The sequence below is a fragment of the Lacibacter sp. genome (assembly GCF_035299325.1).
Lineage (GTDB): Bacteria > Bacteroidota > Bacteroidia > Chitinophagales > Chitinophagaceae > Lacibacter.
Window position 1 is genome coordinate 1 of the sequence record NZ_DATGWT010000026.1, and the last position, 19,151, is coordinate 19,151.

10 protein-coding genes are annotated in these 19,151 nt (G+C 41.6%); all 10 read right to left on the reverse strand.

Translation table 11 applies throughout. The annotated features are described in order from the left end of the window. The coding region (locus VK159_RS15280) for a DUF5703 domain-containing protein (protein WP_324231029.1) at positions 1-384 on the reverse strand (384 nt) is incomplete at its 3' end. 6 nt (positions 385-390) lie between these two features. Next, entirely contained in the window at positions 391-3,690 is a 3,300-nt protein-coding gene (locus tag VK159_RS15285) for a glycosyl hydrolase (protein WP_324231030.1), read from the reverse strand. Between the two features lie 18 nt (positions 3,691-3,708). Next, positions 3,709-4,872, reverse strand: coding sequence for a glycosylase (locus tag VK159_RS15290; protein WP_324231031.1), 1,164 nt, complete (start codon positions 4,870-4,872; stop codon positions 3,709-3,711). Next, a complete protein-coding gene (locus VK159_RS15295; RefSeq protein ID WP_324231032.1) occupies positions 4,826-8,086 on the reverse strand; it encodes a glycoside hydrolase family 2 TIM barrel-domain containing protein in 3,261 nt (1,086 codons plus the stop codon). The genes VK159_RS15290 and VK159_RS15295 overlap by 47 nt, the downstream gene beginning before the upstream one ends. Positions 8,087-8,165: 79 nt before the next feature. Further along, complete coding sequence (locus tag VK159_RS15300) at positions 8,166-9,377, reverse strand: glycoside hydrolase family 88 protein (protein ID WP_324231033.1); 1,212 nt, start codon at positions 9,375-9,377, stop codon at positions 8,166-8,168. Positions 9,378-9,416: 39 nt separating this feature from the next. Continuing rightward, the gene (locus VK159_RS15305; protein WP_324231034.1) at positions 9,417-11,435 is read right to left on the reverse strand and encodes an aceric acid hydrolase; all 2,019 of its coding nucleotides are present in this window, start codon (positions 11,433-11,435) and stop codon (positions 9,417-9,419) included. A 1-nt stretch (position 11,436) separates the two neighbouring features. Next, a complete protein-coding gene (locus VK159_RS15310) occupies positions 11,437-13,770 on the reverse strand; it encodes an alpha-L-rhamnosidase C-terminal domain-containing protein (RefSeq protein ID WP_324231035.1) in 2,334 nt (777 codons plus the stop codon). Positions 13,771-13,772: 2 nt separating this feature from the next. Continuing rightward, positions 13,773-15,362, reverse strand: a complete 1,590-nt coding sequence (locus tag VK159_RS15315; protein WP_324231036.1) for a sodium:solute symporter family transporter — start codon at positions 15,360-15,362, stop codon at positions 13,773-13,775. Positions 15,363-15,428: 66 nt separating this feature from the next. Beyond that, positions 15,429-16,508 carry a Gfo/Idh/MocA family oxidoreductase gene (locus tag VK159_RS15320; protein WP_324231037.1) on the reverse strand — a complete coding sequence of 360 codons (1,080 nt, stop codon included), beginning with the start codon at positions 16,506-16,508 and terminating at the stop codon, positions 15,429-15,431. 68 nt (positions 16,509-16,576) lie between these two features. Continuing rightward, on the reverse strand, positions 16,577-19,090 hold the full coding sequence (locus VK159_RS15325; RefSeq protein WP_324231038.1) for an L-rhamnose mutarotase: 2,514 nt from the start codon (positions 19,088-19,090) through the stop codon (positions 16,577-16,579). Positions 19,091-19,151 lie beyond the last annotated feature (61 nt).

Below are 19,151 nucleotides of genomic sequence, written 5' to 3' on the forward strand. Positions count from 1 at the left end.
GATATGAGCGACCGGCTTATAAACATCGGCCCATATTTTTATAGATGTATTAATGCCATTATCCCGTGCCTCAATACTTACATAACCTTTATCGACATGGAGCTGTTGTTTAAAATTTTTACCTGTTAACGGATTGGGAAACAGTTTCACCCTGATTCTTCCGGATTTCATCAAGGCATTATTCTCATCAAAGTTGCCGCTGCGTGCAACATAGATCAACAGCTCTCCTTTTTCTACCCACACATTCATACCAATATCACCGCCACCGCAGGGCATTGATTCGGATGCGTTGTTGCTTTGTGTATTCCAAATAACATCATAGTTCTGTTGTGCACTAAGCGTAACAAAACTTATAATAGAAAGAAAAAGTATGAATGCCTTCATTTGATTTTATCTAACAATTAATTTCACTTCACCAACAATTCCCGCCGGTAACAACGGTTTATCTTTTAAACGGAATGGTGCAGTTGTCCAGGTAATTCGTTTTGCTTCTGGCAACAGCTGGTCTCCGATCAAACGGTTATGCCAGGTATTGGTAACAGCTATTTCGATTGTATTTGTTCCTTGTTTCAATGCTTTGGTTACATCAAGCGAATAAGGAAAGGTCCACACAGTACCACACTCAATACCGTTTAGTTTTACTGTGGCAATGTTGTACAATGAATCAATCTCCAAATAAACAGGTCGGTTTGTAACAGCATCTTTCCACTCAAATGCCCTTGAATAAACTGCAGTGCCGGAATAGTATTTAATGGTTGAATCAACAGAAATTGTCCAGCTTTTCAGTTCTGTTGCCTTAACCGGCACAGACGGTCCACCTGCTTCTGGAGCAAATTGAATTTTCCAGTCTGTAGAACTAAAAGCTACTTCCGACTCTTCTGTAATTCCATCCGAAAGTTGTTTTGCCTTTGTTTCTTTTGTTTTTCTGAATACAAGAAAATAAGCATCGCCCGGAGCCATACCTATTCCAAATTTGCTATTACCGCCAAAAAAACTATAGTCCAGAATTTCACCGGTTACAGGATTCCAATACTCAACGTGATCATATTGCCCAACTCTGAATTTGATTTTAAAATTTTGGGTGCTGTCACTTTGATTGGAAAGGAAATAGATCTCCGCATCTTTTGTTGTACGATGCGTCCATGCAATGGCATGTTCATCATTATCTTCAATCTCCACATCTTTCTTAACACCCAACTTCTCAAACGAACTTTCCATATATGGTGCTGCCGCCACATTCTTATTCTTCGCAAACAATTTTATCCATTGCTGATTCACCACCATCTTTGCTCCTGCATTCGCCAGTTGCTGTAATTTCTTTTGCACTGCTGCACTCATTGTTGGATTTGGATTCATCAACATCTTTCCCGGTATCACCAACACGCCATAGCTTGCTCCGCCGGGCAATACTACTCTTCCATTCTTTACCTGCATCATCATCAATGCATCAGGATTAAAGGAATTGTACGTGTATCCATTTAACGGATCGATCCAATCTTCCGGATCAGCCATGTTTGCCGAATGCGTTACACCATCAGGTATTTGTCGTAACGGCTGGTTTTTATTTTCTAATCGCTTCTTTTCTGCTTCAACTTTTTCTTTTCCAAAAATGCCGGGCAATGTACTTATCAAACGATCGGGCAAAATAGAACGACGTGGTATTTCTTCACCCGTAAACACAGCAACATCCACAACAGGATCGCCCATTTGCAACAATGATTGACATCTCGTTAAATACTCGATCCACGCTTTGCTTTGTTTGAACCATGTTTGATCACGTTGAAAATACAAACCCACACCATCCAATGTCATTCCTGGTTTTTTATCGAGCCATGGATTATGTGTAAACACATGCAACACCATTTTATTAATTCCCAATGCAAAATTGCGGTCGCCAACAACTTTTAAATTGCCGGGATGTTCGCCCCAATTCATACGAACCGAGGTAAATGATTCGGATTGAATAATTTTCTTACCATAGATATGTGCACCGCTGATAGCATCACGCATATCATTGGGTTTATCATGTGTCGGACTGTTCAGCCAAAATTCACCCATTGGCAGATCGGTATGTTTATAATGCATCAACCCATCACTCACCATGGTTGGTGCAATAGATTCTGCACTTACAACACAACCCAATGCATGCGCTTCTTTTTTTAATGTGGTATAAAACACATCGTTTACCAATTCAGCAATGGTTGTGCGAACATCATGCAAAATCTTTTCTGACCTCGTTGCATTTTCAATTGGCACTCCCGCCATCACCAACAGGTAAGGCATCAGATCATAGCCTCTTCTTTTCTTGAACTCATTTGCAAAGTTTGCGCCCCAATTCTGGCTGCCACATTCCCAACTATCAACATGAAATACTTTCAACACTTGCTTTGCTAAAGCTGCATCTTGTGCAAATGCTTTTCCAAACCAATTATCAAATTGCAACTTTACAGCCGATGCATTGAACTTGTCAACTTCCAAACCCAGGCCTGCTCCACCAGTATAGTTTGTATGTCCGGTTGATGTATGACCGATACGAACGATCACCCAATTACCTGCAGGTGCTCTCCAATTAAGATTTCCATCTGCGTCCATCTTACCCGTTAAGTTGACGATGTTTTTCATTGGTATCGCCATCGCATCCGTCACTTGTTCTTTTGTTGTTGTTTCACTGATGCGCCATACCGAACCATTCTTTGATTCGTATTGATTGATCATTGGTTCATCACTCAAATAAATACCAATCACTTTTAATGACGGCTTCCATTTTGCCGCATCAAGATCTTCTGAACCGGGCTCGCTTCCTTCTTTCTCATACACAAAACGAAAATATTGTGCAGTAACTTCCGGAACGGCATGTGTAACATCTTCATCCGCATCCTGCCAACCATGACGTGGTGCCTGTAATTGCGTATGCTTTCTGAAATTAACACCATCATCACTCACGAGAACGGATAGACGATGTGCCTGGTAAGAATTACCACCTGTTTTTATACGAATGGAACGACAGGTAAATGGCTTTGGATATTTGTATTGGATCCAGCAACTACTATCGCTTTTATAACTCTGATTATTACTTCCCTGGAACGAAAGAAAAGATGCCCTGATACCGCTACTGGTAGTAACAGATGGCACCAACACCACTTCTGAAAAAGCCGCTTTACCTACAGCGGGGTAAGCATACACAGCAATGTCTCTATAATAATCTTCTTTGCCTTCGGGCTGTAAGAGATTAATTTTTTCGTTTGAACCACCGCACACATAGGTTTTCGTCCACACCAGTTTTTGCATACTTAGTTCCGGCGTGATCCACGGACCACCCGCCAATGCAAATCCATCACTTACGTGCATGCCTAGCTGCAATCCCAAACGTTTCGCTTCCTGCATGGAGAACTTAACTAAGCTCCACCACTCGGGAGATAATTGACGGGCTGTGGGTTGAAACGGAATTCTATGCACTGTATCCTTGATGGGCATTAAGTATGCACCACCGATACCTACTTCTTTCATGGCTTCCAGATCAGCCGTGATGCCTTCTTTTGAAACAGCAGCATGCATCCAGTACCAGAATACCCAGGGCTTTGCAGATTGGGGAGGATTGAGAAAGCGTTGCTCCATTGTTTGCGCAGAAATTTGCGAAGAAGCGATCAACGCAATCAATAAACAATATGTATGCAGGATTTTTTTTCGCATATAGCAACAGCCGCCTGTTTAGAACTGTAATTTACTCTTTCCTTTGTCAACTGAAGTAGCCACCGCAATTCCACGGTTATCTTTCGCATCGACGGCGCAATAGAAATGATAAACAACGCCTTTCCACTTTACCACAAAACTCTTGTGTGCATATTTGACATCGTATGACTCTGATGATTTAATGAGATCCTTTCCTTTCCAGTCGGTCCAGTTGACTAAATCATAACTGCAGGCAAAACGATTGAAGGTTTCTTTTGGCCGGCTTTCCCAGAATGCTCCAAAATAAAACATTACCCATACATCGTTTACTTTCTGTATCACAGCATCTCCTGTAATACCAACACCGTGTTCCATCACCGGATATGCATTGTAACGTTTCCAGGTAACCATATCATCACTAACAGCCATGCCGATACGTTCGAACCAACGCCATTTTGGTTTGTTGCCGCTGCTGTCGCCATTAGCATTGTAGTACATGATAAATTCGCTGCCGAGTGTTTTGTCTTTATCACGAATAACATTACTCTTGTATAACTTCCTGTTTTCCCACCAACGCACATCTGCATCGGTAGAACTTAAGACGGGTTTTGACAATCGGTTCCATTCATGTGGTTTGGTTGGATCGTTGGTTGTGTTGGCAATACCAATTGCCAAAGAACCGGATTCATACCCACGATCCTTTCCGCCGATATAACTCATCCAGTATTTGCTCTGGTATTTTTCCAGCTTGTAATTACCACCCCATTTTGTATTCTGCAAAGCGATATAACCTGCTTTCTGGTTATTGTCCCAATCTGTCGTGTCAGAAAAACTCATGAGCTTGCCGATTGTTTTCCATTCCAACAGGTCTTTACTTTTTGCGATCCATGTTTCATAACCACGACCGTCGAACTGGATGTAGGTCATATACCAGGAATTTCCTTTGCGGAAAACGGATGGACAATCAATTTTCTTTGTGTCATTTTCAGGCGTAACAACCAAGCCGTATTTGTAAGGAGTTTTTACTTCCTCATATACTTTCTGCATCACCTCCTGCGGCACCTGCGCATGAACCACGAAGACACTAAGCACACTAAGAAACACCAAGAAAAACTTTGTGCAACTTCGTGCCTTTGTGCCTTCGTGGTTCATCCTTTTACTTAATTTCTTTTGCTCTCTCACCGGCTGATTTCTTTTTTGCATTGAACGGAACTAAATAAAAGCTGTATTGATAATTCTTTGGCTTGATCTGGTATTGCTCCAATGGTGCTGCCACTTCACTCCAGCTATCGTTGCCACCTACACCCATTTGAATGAGATCAATATTGAGTGTGATAAAGCCTGCATCTTTCAGTTTATTCGTATGCTTTGCATTCTGGATATTTTCTTCAGTATAAGGCCATGCACTCATGCTGAGCAAACTATCGGCCACCACCAGCAATCCATCCTTTGATGTTTTGTTGTGCAGGTACATCCAGCGAACATCAGTACGGTTACCATTTTCCTGCGGAACAACATATGGCTCCATAAAATCAAAAATATTCTGGTTGTAGATGCCCACATCTGCACCGTAACGACGATCGATATAATTTTCAAATGGACCACGACCGAAGTATTCGATTTGATCATAGCTTCTGTTGATACCCATCTGCACTCCCACTTTTGGAATATTTGGCAGACCTGGTTTTGAAACAGCGTTTATAATAAAATCAACTTGTATAACTCCTTCACTGTTTATTCGATAAGTTATCCTTGCCAGAGCACTATCCTTAGCTATTGAATAAAAACTTGCAACAAATATTCTGCCCTTGTCTTGTGTAAAAGTAATATGTTTCAACACTGGCTTATTCTCGTACCATGCTTTCAATACACGATGCGTTTTGAAACCACGCCTGTCATTATCCGTTTGCGGTCTCGTAAAGTGAGGTAACAATGGCGCAGAAATTTGCTCTTTCCCTTTCAGCTTGTACGATTCCAATGCACCTGTTTTCTTACTGATGAAAATGGAATAATCAAACTGTTTAATTGTATATCCTTCGTCTGTTTCTGTGTATGGAACCGGAGTAAAACGACTTGCTGCAGCCGAAGCAGGCTTTACTACTAATTGATTACTTGCAATCTCAAATCCCGCCGGCGCCCATGCTTCTGCTTTCTGCAACACAAACTTCAGCTCAATATGATATTCGGATGTTGCTTTTGTTTTTGGTAGCCATTTCGAAACAGGGAACTCAACTGTTGTTGCAGGAGCAACATCAATGCCACCAATCTGCTGATTCGAAATAATTTTTCCATCTTCCTTCACCACAATATAAGCAGTGTATGCATTTACATTCTTTACTTCACTTCTGTTGATGATGCGGATAATTCCTTTTATTGAATCAGCCCATTCAACCTGTATGGGTTGAAAAAGGCGTTTGCATTCATACATTGCACCTTTGGGTTTTCCATCTGCATTCACCACGCCTTTGATGGTGAAGTTGTCGAAATATCGTTCACCATAATCACCACCGTATGCATAAAACTTCACTCCTGCTGAATCGGTTTTCTCCAAGCCCTGGTCTTTAAATTCCCAGATACAACCACCAATTACACGGGGTATACTTCTCCATTGATCCCAGAATTCTTTTAAGTTACCTGCACTGTTGCCCATAGCATGTGCATATTCGCAAAAGAAAATAGGGCGATGATCTCCATTGCTTTGATTTACCAACAATGGTGCTGTATAATCCGATGGATACATTCTGCTGATCACATCCACATAATATTGATCCACCGGATTCTGAATGCGATGTGAATGATCATTGCTTTTTAAATACCTGCTGTCACTCGGATCCATATAACCTTCTTCTTTCGGGCTGCCCATTGCAGGTTCGTAATGCAAGGGCCTTGTCATATCAAAATCTTTGATCCATGCGGCCATTGCTGCATGATTGGGACCACTGCCGGCTTCATTACCCAAACTCCACATGATGATGCTCGCATGATTTTTATCACGCAACGCCATGCGGCTGATGCGATCCACATAAGCACCTGCCCATGCCGCATCATGACTCAGCTTTCCACCCAAGCCATGCGTTTCTAAATTCGCTTCATCAATCACCATAATGCCGAACTCATCACACAGGTCTAACAAATATGGATCGCTTGGATAATGACTGAGGCGAACACAATTAAAATTGAATTGTTTGATTGTTTTAATATCCTGTAAAATATCTTCTCTTGTTAATGCCTTCCCTCTTGTGGGATGATGATCGGGACGATTGACACCATACAGATAAGTGAGCTTACCATTGATGAGTAATTTGCTGTCGCTCTTCCGAAATTCAATGGAACGGAAACCAAGCTTGCATGTTTTTACTTCCAGCACTTTCCCTGTGCTGTCTTCCAATGTCAATACCAGCTTATACAAATTCGGTTCTTCCGGGCTCCACTTCTTTGGATTACTGATGTTTGTTTCCATCAATCCGAATTTCACTCTATCTAATCGTGGATGAATTTCATTAATGATCTCATCTGTCTTTTTTGATAGCGGTTGTTGTAATACTGGTTGATCGTTTGCGTCATATACCTGTGCTTTCAATACATAACCGGGCATATCCTTACCAGTTAAATTTTCAATACGTGGGCGAATACTCAACAATGCATCCTTATAATCCTTATCAAGTTTTGTTTGATAGTAAAAATCTGCAATACGCAACGAAGGTTCTGCATGCAGATATACTTCACGATGAATACCACTCATGCGCCATTGATCCTGGTCTTCTAAAAAGCTGCCGTCGCTCCAACGGATCACCCAAACAGAAATGATGTTTTCTCCATCCTGCAAGTATGGTGTAATGTTGAATTCACTCGGCAGAAAACTATCTTCTGCATAACCGGCAAATTTTCCGTTGATCCATAATTTATACGCTGAACTTACACCACCAAAATGCAGCGTAATGTTCATGTTCTTCCAGTTGGCAGGAACGGCAAATGTTTTTTGATAACAACCAACGCCATTATAATCTTGCGGCACATGCGGTGGATTCACAGGTCGGAAAGGATATACCGCACTTTTGTAAATCGGCTTATCATAACCCTGCATTTCCCAACTCGATGGAACAATGATCTTCTTCCATCCACTTACTTTGCTTTTGTAAAAATCTTTGGATGCGTCAGCAGGCTTTAATGCAAATGAAAAATCCCAATCACCATTTAATGAAATATATCGACTGCTTTTTGTTCTGTCGTTCGTTAATGCATCTGCAACGGTTGCAAACGAATAAGCAGTTGTTCTTGCTTGATCTCTGTTAATTCCGCTTACATACGGATCTTCATATGGCTCACGGTTAAAAATTGTTGGCGCAACAGGAACGGCAGCCGGTGTTTTATCAACCAACTGTGCAAATGCGGTTTGCAGCACAGAGACACTGAGCACACTGAGGAATACACAAAAACTTATTATATCTCTGTGTCTTTGTGTCTTTGTGGTTCTATTTTTCTTCTCTTCTTTCATTTTACTTTTTCTTTTTCATCAACTCCATTTCAATACATGCCTGTATAAATGGCCCGATCGCTTTCAGATCATCATCTCTTCTCGGTTCGTTCACGTAATATTCATAGGTACCATCACGATAAGGAATGCCGCCCAAACCGGCACCTGCAACAGCCTGTATAAAATGATACTGACCGTTAGCGTCGGTTGTTACAAATTGGCTGATCATGCCCTTGTAGGCTTTTTGCAAAGGTGCTTTGAATGTTGCAGGGAGATAATGCATGCGGATGCCCTTTGCCAAAGCAAACACAAACATAGCTGTACCCGATGATTCGAGATAGTTCTTTTCCTTATTCGCCTTATCAGTTACCTGCCACCACACGCCACTCTTTGCATCCTGGAATTTTACAATTGCAGTTGAAATACGATTCAATATTGCAATCAATTCTTTTCTTCTTGGATGAGTTGCAGGAATAAAATCCAAAACATCCACCAACGCCATCATATACCAACCCATGCTGCGGCTCCAGAACTCCGGTGAAGTACCTGTTTGTTTATTCGCCCAGCCTTGCAGTTTGCTTTCATCCCAGCCATGGTACAGCAAACCTGTTTTAGTATCACGACTATATTTTTCCATCCACACAAACTGGTTGATGATATCGTTGAAATCCTGTTGTTGCTTATTCACCACTGCATACTCTGCGTAAAACGGTTCGATCATATACAAACCGTCGAGCCACATTTGCGAAGGATATTTCAGCTTATGCCAAAAGCCGCCCACCTTATTCCGTGGCTGAATGCTGATCTGATCACGCAATGTTTGTGCAGCAATTTTATATCTCTCTTCTTTATATAATTGATGTAAACGCAACAATTGACGACCGGGAGGAATATTATCACTGTTGTATTCATCCATCACATATGTCCTGATCTTTCCCTCGGCAGTAATAAAATGATCAACGATGTGTTTGGTATAATCGATATAGGTTTGATCGTTCGTCATTTTCCACAAACGTTCAAAGCCCATCAGCACAACGCCTATTTCATAATTCCAGTTGGCAGGACGATCTCCTGTTGGCAATTTATCCTGTTCCAGATGGCTTGCATACTTTTTCACTACCATTGAATCTTTGTATTGCTTCATGATAGTGGCAGCCATTTGTTTGGCATATTCTATTTGTGCATGTGCCGAAAAACAAACAAGGAAAACAGGAAGAAAAAATAGTTGTTTCATTTTCACAAATAATATTAGTAAAGAGTTCAGATTATTCGTTTAATATCTTGTAAGCGGCAACCAAACTGTCATATCCGTCTTTCCCCTGTTTGCCCAGGCATAGTAAGGAATGAGTTTTATGTTGACAGGTTTGAGTTTTGTATTTACTTCCTTGTACAATGTATTATTCCATTGATTCTGATCAAGCAATCTTGCTTCGCCTGTCAACGCCATTACATTGCCATCTGCCACTTTCATAGCTACAGGTTGCAGTTTAATGTTTGATGGTATCACCACATCAAATACGTTTTGTTGCGGCAGATCATTCGACTCAAGACAATAAACAATTGGTCCACGCTTCACTGTTACCTGGTTTCGTGTTTCTTCTACCAAGGGATTGCTTTCGATAAGCGTTGCGGGCATATTCAGATTCAATTCGATTTTATCGCCTTTTTGCCATTTTCTTCCGGCTATTACATATCCGCCCTCCGTATCTCTTACTTTCGGATAAGAACCGTTAATGCTGAGTGAATACCCCTTGCACCACCCCGGTATTCTTAAAAAAATATCTACAGGATTAGTAGTTGCCTCTTTTAGTGTTATGACAATCTTTCCATCCCATGGATAATTGGTTGTCTGCTCCAGTTTAATATTTGTTCCATCGTGCAACTCCGTTGCCAGTGTGTTGCCACTGTACATATTGATGTACAAACCTTTTTCACCAATGCTGTACATGTAATTGTTTACCTCGGCAATGGTACGCACCACATTCGGCGGACAGCAATTTGATTTGCTGATGTATGGAATACGCCCACCTTCCCAACGCAGATGGTAAGGATAGTTTGCTGTTGCTGCCAACGGATTAGTATAGAAATATTTTGAACCATCCATACTTACGCCACTCAGCACACTGTTATACAAAGCCAGTTCAACAATATCTGCATACTTGCTTTCACCTGTTAATAAAAACATACGCCAGTTCCATAACACATTACCAATATTGGCACAGGTTTCATTGTGTGCACTGAAGTTGGGCAGTTGATAATCCCGTCCGTAACTCTGATGTACTTTTTGTACTGTATCAGGTTTGTACGAAGTACCATCCACACTCACACCATCATACAATGCACCGCAGCCACCCGTTACATACATTTTGGTATTGACGACGTTGTTCCACATTTTGTTCAATGTGTTCATCAAGGTTGTATCGCCAGTTTCAGCAAACACATCGGCCACACCTGCAAATAAATAATTGGCACGTACTGCATGACCAACTACTTTATTCATTGCACGGAAAGGTGCACGGTCGCTGTTGTCATCTGTTCCTTCAACCGTACCACGGATGTTGATGAGATGAATCACCAGATCAAGATATTTTTTCTCGTTTGTTGTGCGGTAGAGTTCTGTCAATCCCATGTAATGCGATGGACAGATCGCATTGCGTGCCAGTTCCGGTGTGGCGGTTGCATAAAAACCAATCAGGAAGTCAGCCGCTTTCTTTGCAATATTGAGCAAGCTTGTTTTACCTGTTGCACGGTAATGCACACAGGCCGCCGTCATTAAGTGACCGAAATTGTATGCTTCAAAACTCAACTGATCATCGAACATCTTCCCTTTTCCGGATTTCTTTTGTTCGATGATGTTCTTGGTGTAGATATAGCCATCTGTCTTTTGTGCTTTCCCAATTACATCAATCGCTTCATCCATCCATTTTTCCAGTTGCGGATCTTTGGTTGATGCATACATTGCTGCCACTGCTTCCAGAGTTTTATAAAAATCGCCATCATGAAAAGATGGGCCACGAAAACGACCTGTATCCAAACCAGCTGCTACTCTGAAATTCTGAAACGAATAACAAATCTCTTTGCTGGTATAGGTTTGCCAAAGCTGCGGCAACATAGCATCCCGACAAACAGCAAAACGCTCAGCCCAGAAACCTTTTGTCCACTGCACATCGCTGATGCCTACACCGGTAAGCTTTGCATAACTGCTTCCTTGCGTGTTGACCAGACTTGTTTGTGCTGAAAGATTATTCAGCAACAAAATAAACAGCACGAATGCGGCACTGATTCTTTTCATCTTACTGTGCTTTATAGTTAATAACATATTCAACGCCAGGTTGAACCGTAATCTCGTACAACTCATTTCCTTTTGCAACTGCTGTTACATTATTTCCCGAAGGTTGTGTTTTACTTTTCAATTTTATTGTCCCCTCTCCCGTTGCTCCCTTGATCTTTACCTGCTCTTTACTTACATACAATTCAATTTCACCTTGTGGTGTGGGCACTTTACCCTGCATCCATTCAAGTCCACCGAGATTTGGTTCAACAAGGTACGCCGCATAACCGGGTGCAGTTGGTTTTACACCGAGATAATATTTGCCCAGCAAATACAACGGACTTGCACCCCATGCATGGCATAAACTTTTTCCAAACTCTCTTCCATACATGGCATAATGCTCTGCTCCTGATTTAGCTGGATTATATTCTTCCCAGAAACTGGTTGCGCCAAGTTTGAGCATTCCACCCCAGTAATCTTTCATTTCTTTCAACACATAATTCTGCTCACCCATGGCACATAATGCTTCCAGTTCGTAGAAACGCATATAAGGCGTGGTGATCTTTTGAATGTTATTATTCAGCAATACAGATGTCTTTACCTGCTGCTTCTGCTGCTGATTAAAATAATCAAAGAAGATGGAGAACATGTTGGCATAACGGGTTACATTTTCTGTTTGCTTTCCATCGATACGGCTGTGCACCAATGCCTGCTTTGTATCACTCCAGTAAATGCTGAATAATTTGGCACGCATGTCAGCTGCCAATGTATTGTATTGCGTTGCTGCATCTTTATCATTCGCAATGTTGGCACACAGAGCCATTGTTTCGAGACTACGGGCCAATAACAACTGCTCAAAGCTTACTTCGCCTTTTTTACTGAGACCTGCAGCCCAATCAATAAAGATCCAATCGCCGGGCATCCATTCCATCAATCCATCTTTGTTACGACGGGCCAGCACATAATCCATCAGCGTTTTCATGCGGTCGTAGTTCTGCGCAATAAAACTTTTATCACCGGTGTAGAGATAGTAATCGTATATACCAAGGAACCAGTAGAAGGTATAATCCATAATGGTATTGATATGACCTGTTACCGGATCTTTACCACGCAATGCATAAGTTGTACGTTTCACTGTTTCATTATCGAAATAGAGATAATAGTTCATCAGATAACTTTGATATGCATCACCACTCCATACCCAACGATCACGTTTGACCCCATCGATGAAAAATTCTCTTGTGTTTAATTCAAAAGTATATTTCGCTACGTCGTAAATGCGATTGATCTCTGCATCATTACAGGTAAAGCTGCCACGTTGTTTTACATCGGCATATTCGTAGAGCATCGAAACTGAATCGAGTGTTACGCCTGCATCGTACTGCACATTTACAAAACGATAGGCTTTCGACAGCTTCATAGTTTGATCTTTCTTTGCTGCATTGCTTACGTCTACCCTATCCAATGCTTCGCAATGTTCGGTTGATAAGGCTTCTTCTTTTGATTCACCATAGTAAACCGACAACTTACCTTTTCCTTTTAAGCCATGCAGTTTGATAAAGCCAAGTGTTTCCTTCCCGAAATCAACCAGCATGGTGTTCTTTCCTTTTACAGTTGATACTGCTGATTGCTTTTTGGTCGGCAATGTAAACTGTGAAGGCAACTGTGAAGGCGAATTAAAATTCCAACTTCCCGCTTTGAGCCATTTGGTAGCAGAGATATCGGATGTTTTTCCTGTTTCATCGATCCATTCTTTGTCTTCGAATGTTACGAGCCATGAAGCATCTGACACAATTGTTTTCCCTTTTACATAGATAGCAGGCACGTTGGCCTGGTTAAATACTTTGATGTTGATCTTGTGTTTACCTGCAGGAACGGTAATGCGCTTCGGGCTTCCTTCAAATGCCTTGCCATCGAGTTTTACATTGTATTCGCCTTCCACATAAATATCTACTGTTTCAGGTGCGGGCACATCAAAGACTTTATGAAAATCCATCAGTACATAATGATTATCCATTTTCCAGAACACGGGAAAGAAGGTACCACGTTCTGTACGGCGGTTCTGTACTTTGTTTGAAAGATTAATTTCAAAATCGCCGGGATACCAGATCCAGGTTTGAGCGTTGGATTGAACCACAGAGGCACAAAGGACACAGAGAAACACAAAGGATTTACTTAGTGAAACTTTCTGACTTTGAGTCTTAGTGGTTCTATTTGCTGCATAACGAACAGAACGTACCACCGCTTGCAGCGGGGTGCCACAAAAATGTTCATTCGCATTGTGTGGCACAAGTGAGTGACACAACCGAAGTATCATAGTAGCAATAGAGCTGGTGAACAAAATATTCTTCTTCATGTTTAATGTCCGTTGAAAATGATGTAAAGAGATAGAATGACAAGTCCTAATAAGACAAATAAAATTTTTACCTGCTTATCTGTTTTTGGCAATGGCGCTGTTTCGATGGCGGCCGTTACTTTGTTTTTATCGAGTAAGGATATAACAATGGCTGCAACAAATAATATTGCAAAGATGTAAAACGAGATGAGGAAATAATGCGGCCACCAAGTGTTGGTACCTGTTACTGCATCGGGAGGCAAAATCCACAAGTTGAGCATGCCCACGAATAAGCTGAATGTAGAACCTGCGGATAAAATTACATTCACCGCCAGTTTGGTGGTGCGTTTCCAGAATACACTCAATAAAAATGTAACGGCTAACGGCGGCGCCAGATAACCAAGTATGGATTGAAAAATATCGAACAAGGTTTTGCCTTGGATATTATCAAAAGCAATGGCCATTAACACTGCCAGCACACAACCTGCAATCACCGTGTAGCGACCAACATTGATCTGTTGTTTCACAGTTGCCTTTGGATTGATATTGTTGACATAAATATCTTTTGTAAACACCGTGCTCAATGCATTTAAGGAGGAACCAATGGTTGCCACTAACACAGCGATCAGCACACAAATCACCAACCCATTCAATCCTGAAGGAAAGAGGTTGGTCATCATTGTCATGTAAGCTAATTTATCATCAGTCAGATCAGGATATAAAGCAAAACACAAAATACCCGGCAAAATAAACATGGGTAATGCCAATACTTTTAACCAGCCAATGAAGTTTACACCGAGCTGTCCCTGTTTTAAATTTTTTGCACCCAACACACTTTGCACCATACTTTGATCGGTACAGAAAAATGCAACAGCCGATACCGGATAACCCAACAACAATGCATGCCACGGATAACCGGGATCGGATGCAGGATGAATTAAATTCCAGAAGCGACTCGGTGTCTTATCGATCAATGCTGTTACGCCACCAAGCTTTTGCAAACCGATAAACGTTAATGCCAATGATACAATGATCAAGAGGATCATCTGGAATACATTCACTTTTGCAATGGCTTTTAAACCGCCCATATAGGTAAACAAACCGGAGAATGCAACGAGTACGATTGTTGATTGCCACATGGGTATGCCTAATATCTGTCGCACTAAAATTCCTCCGCTGAATAAACCAAGGCTCAACCAACTGATCAAAATTTTCACCAACGCATAACCTGCTAAAATATCCTGTGTGCTTTTGCCGTATCGTTTGCCCATGAACTCGGGCATGGTGCTGACTTTGCTGGCGATGTAACGTGGTGCAAACACCATTGCCAGCAACGTTAAAAACACAAAGGCATACCATTCAAAATTTCCACCCACAATACCTGCGGAAAAACCAATGCTTGCAAAAGCAAGTAATGATGAGGGGCCCACATTTGTTCCCCACATGTTGAAACCAATGTTGTACCAGTTGAGTGAATTGCTCGCCAAAAAAAGCGTTTCATCTTTTTTCTTGTTTCGGAAACTGGCAACATAACCAATGGCCAGCAATGCAACCAGATAAATGGCTACAATGGCAAAGTCAAGCGTTGTGAGTTTATTGTAAATTTCGTTCATGACGTATTTGAACCACGAAGACACGTAGAACACAAAGGAGCACGAAGCTTTAAGTGTTTTCGAGTCTTAGTGGCTTAGTGATTCGAGATTGTATTGCTTTAAAATGTCTGCGATTTTCACCGGCGCACCGGTTTTCAAACTCTTATCCATTGCCTGCAGTAACGCCACGGTTCCAATTCCTTCCTGCATGTTTGGATAAGCGGTAAAACCTTGTTCAATGGAATCAACAAAGTATTCCAGGTAATTCTGGTACTCCCCTGCATGATGACTCTGTCCTTCGAAACGGAAATAATATTTCAATGTGCTGTCGCCCCAATGAACAATTTTTTCTTCGCCTGTTTTATCAGTAATAGAATACCGCAGCTCATGGTAATCGGCTTGCGATGCGCCTTGTGTGCCACGCAACACACAACTCATTCCACTATCCCGTTTAGTTGGTTGAGTTGGGCCTGTGTAACTTCCGCTCACTCTTGCAATACGTCCATCGGTTGATTTGAAGATGAAATGCATGGTATCTTCATTTTTCAATCCTGCCGTTTTACCATTGCTGCTGATCATACCATAGCCCATCACTTCTTCGATGTTGGGCAAATACCAACGGATAAAATCAACAGGATGGCTCAAACCACCGTACAACCATTTGAATGAATCTTCCAATGCCCATTTCTTTTCAAGAAACCAACGATGATCGGCATTGTAATGACTTTCGATGGTGATCAATTCTCCAATCTCTCCGGCTTCGAAATCTTTGCGTTGACGTTTATAAGGTTCGAAAAAACGAGAGCTTTGTCCAACAAATACTTTCTTACCTGTTTGTGCTTGCAGCTCCAGTAACTCGTTCGCCCTGCTTAAATCATCAATAAACGGCTTTGTACACACCACATGTTTGCCATGCAGCAGTGCCTGTTTAATATGATCGGCATGCAGGTGATCGGGAGTATAAATGGCGATGATGTCGATCTCCGCATCGTTGAGCAGATCTTCGTAGTTGGTGGTATAACTATTAAAATTAAATTCCTTGCAACGTTGTTTGCATAACTCTTCGTTGCGATCGCAAATGATCTTGAGATGCAGTTTTTTGCTTTGCAAAGCTGCACCCATGGTACTGCGGCCTTCACCAACCCCTAAAATTCCAATTGTCAACATAACTCGTTCGATTTATATATTTCAACTAAACCGCTGACGGGGTTTGCAACCACCGTCAGGGTTACTCATCATTCATTATTCATTTGCTTGAGAAACACCCACGTCTCACCCGGTTTCGTTCCTTTAATGCCTTCCTGGTATTTTTTCATAATCTTATTCCACTCATCCACACGTGGATTGTTCTCGGTTGTTCTTGGGTTGAGTTTATCCAAACTCTCTCCTTTTGGAATACTAATCACCAACATCAATTGCCTTCCATTCCTGAATATTAACAACTGCTGAAAATCGGCATTGCAGAAACCTTTTGAAACTTCCGGCCATTTTTCAAACTGTGTGGCATGGTAACTGAGATATTCTTTCTGCAATTTTTCATCTGCCACCAGGTTTGCTGTAAGGATGATATGCTGCCATTCTTTCGCCACTGTTTTATCTGTGCAATGTTTTTTCTTGCTGTATTCGTAAAACATGTCGTGATACACGCTTACTTCTGCCTCAGGAAAATTGTTGGCGATACGTCCCTGCATTACGCCAATGTCCTGCACTTTATCGAAGATGACATAATGATTCTGCCAATGATAAATGGCATTGCTGTCCATATTATTCTTCGCCAGCAATTCTTTCAGCTTGGGTAAGTTCAACTGCATACCCTCTTTCACAACCAGTTCAATCACTTCGTTGTGTTCTTCGTTGATGAAACCAACCTTCGCCGTTTTATTGGCGGTTAAATAGTGAAAGCGCTTTTCCAGCCCCGCATTTTGCTTGACACTGTCATGCACCTGCGGACCATTATTGCTCCACACATTACCGGGACCGTTGTTATTCTGTAAATATTTCTGTGAGGGCGTCCAGTTATTTTTTACAGTGATATGCGAAGAGCCTTCATCCGTATAAATATAAAACCAGTGCGATGGCAAATGAGCAATGGGTGATTTATAAATACTGTCGATATAATTGTCTTCAATGATGGAATTCTGTTGTGCACTCAGTGTATAGATACCGGCACAATCATAATTCCATTTGCCGTAATGATGGATTTTGTTGGCAACGATTCGGTTGTCCTTCATTATATTCTGTGCAGGTGACCATCCCCAACCCAAACTGATACCGCTGTACGATACATTTTCAATTTCGTTATGCCGAATACTTGTTCTGCTCACAAAGCCGCAACCGATACCCACCGTGCCCCAATCTTCATTGGCAGCATTGGTGATGAAATTATTCTCGATGAAAATGACATCGCATTTCTCCCGTTCATCTTTCGGATCAAAGGGCAAATGAATTTCTCTTCCTTCATCGCCATAATTACCGGCGAGGATAGCTGTGCCACCAATATCGCTGAACAGGTTATTCTTCGTCATATTATCCTGCACGCCTTTTTTCAGATCAATTCCTGTTGCCGCCAAATGCAGGAAAGAACAATTTTTAATTCTTGTACGAATGGCATAACTCAATTCAACTGCAGCCGCTTGTCTGCCAACCCATGCCTGGTTATCCAAACCCGGTTTCTCTTTTGTACCTGCAGGTTTTAACCGGTATGCTTCCGTCATATACAAACCAACCTGGTGCGGCACATGACCTTTTAACGACGGTCGTAACCAACCTGTATGCTGAAAAGAAATACCATCTATTACTACATTCTTCACCGGATTATCAATTGTTCCTGCTATGCTGATCAATGTTTCGGTAAATGGCGCTACTACTTTTGCCGTTACTAAGTTTTCATTGTTGCGTGGCCAGTAATAGATTTTTTTATGGTTGATATCTAAATACCATTCACCCGGTTCATCTAAAAACTGAATAGCATTGGTTAAGTAAAAAGCAGAGTTGCCGGTTTCTTTGCTGATCCATGGTGCAGGCCATGGATGTTCGTTTTGGATTTTACTTTCCGGTTGATGGAAAAACAGTTTAGTGCTATCGCCCATCACCTGCACTTTCTTCACCCGCAGGTTAGCAATCTCCCACCACTGATGAATGAACAATTCAAGTCCTTTTGCTTTATCAAGATTAGAAAACGGCAAAGTTGAAATTACACAAGCAGCCTCTGCTTTGTTCCAGTTTAGAATGCGGAGCATCGCATCACCATTGGAAGATTTTGCCCGCACTGCTTTTACATCATTCACCCACAGCTGACGAAAATTAAAATCGTTTCCATTTACCTGCGGCACATCAGCTACCCATATTTTATTCTGATACTTTGCCGGCAAGCCGTTGACAGGAGCAGTTAGTTTTTTCCAATTACTGATTTGCACACCGCCGCTCAAAACAGGTTGTTCATTTTGTGCTGCTTCAATAAAGGTTGAGCTTTCATGGGTGCCGCTATCTTCCGGCCTGATAACAATGGTTTCTAACACCGGGTAATTGCCGCCCTGTAAAATAATATGAATACCGTCTTTGATGGTTGCATCATTCAACCTGCGAAATTCTCTTGCTTTGCGCAAGGCCATGTTTAATGTTGCAAAAGGTTTTTCTTTTGAACCATCGTTGCGATCGGAACCGTTGGGGGAAACATAAATATCTGTTGCCGTCACAAACCGGGCAAGCAGTAAAAAACAGATAAACAGGCTGGAGTGCAATCGTTTCATTCCAAATACAGTTGTCGCTTTCTAACCTGCCTCAAAAGCAGGCTTTTACGCTGATAAATGT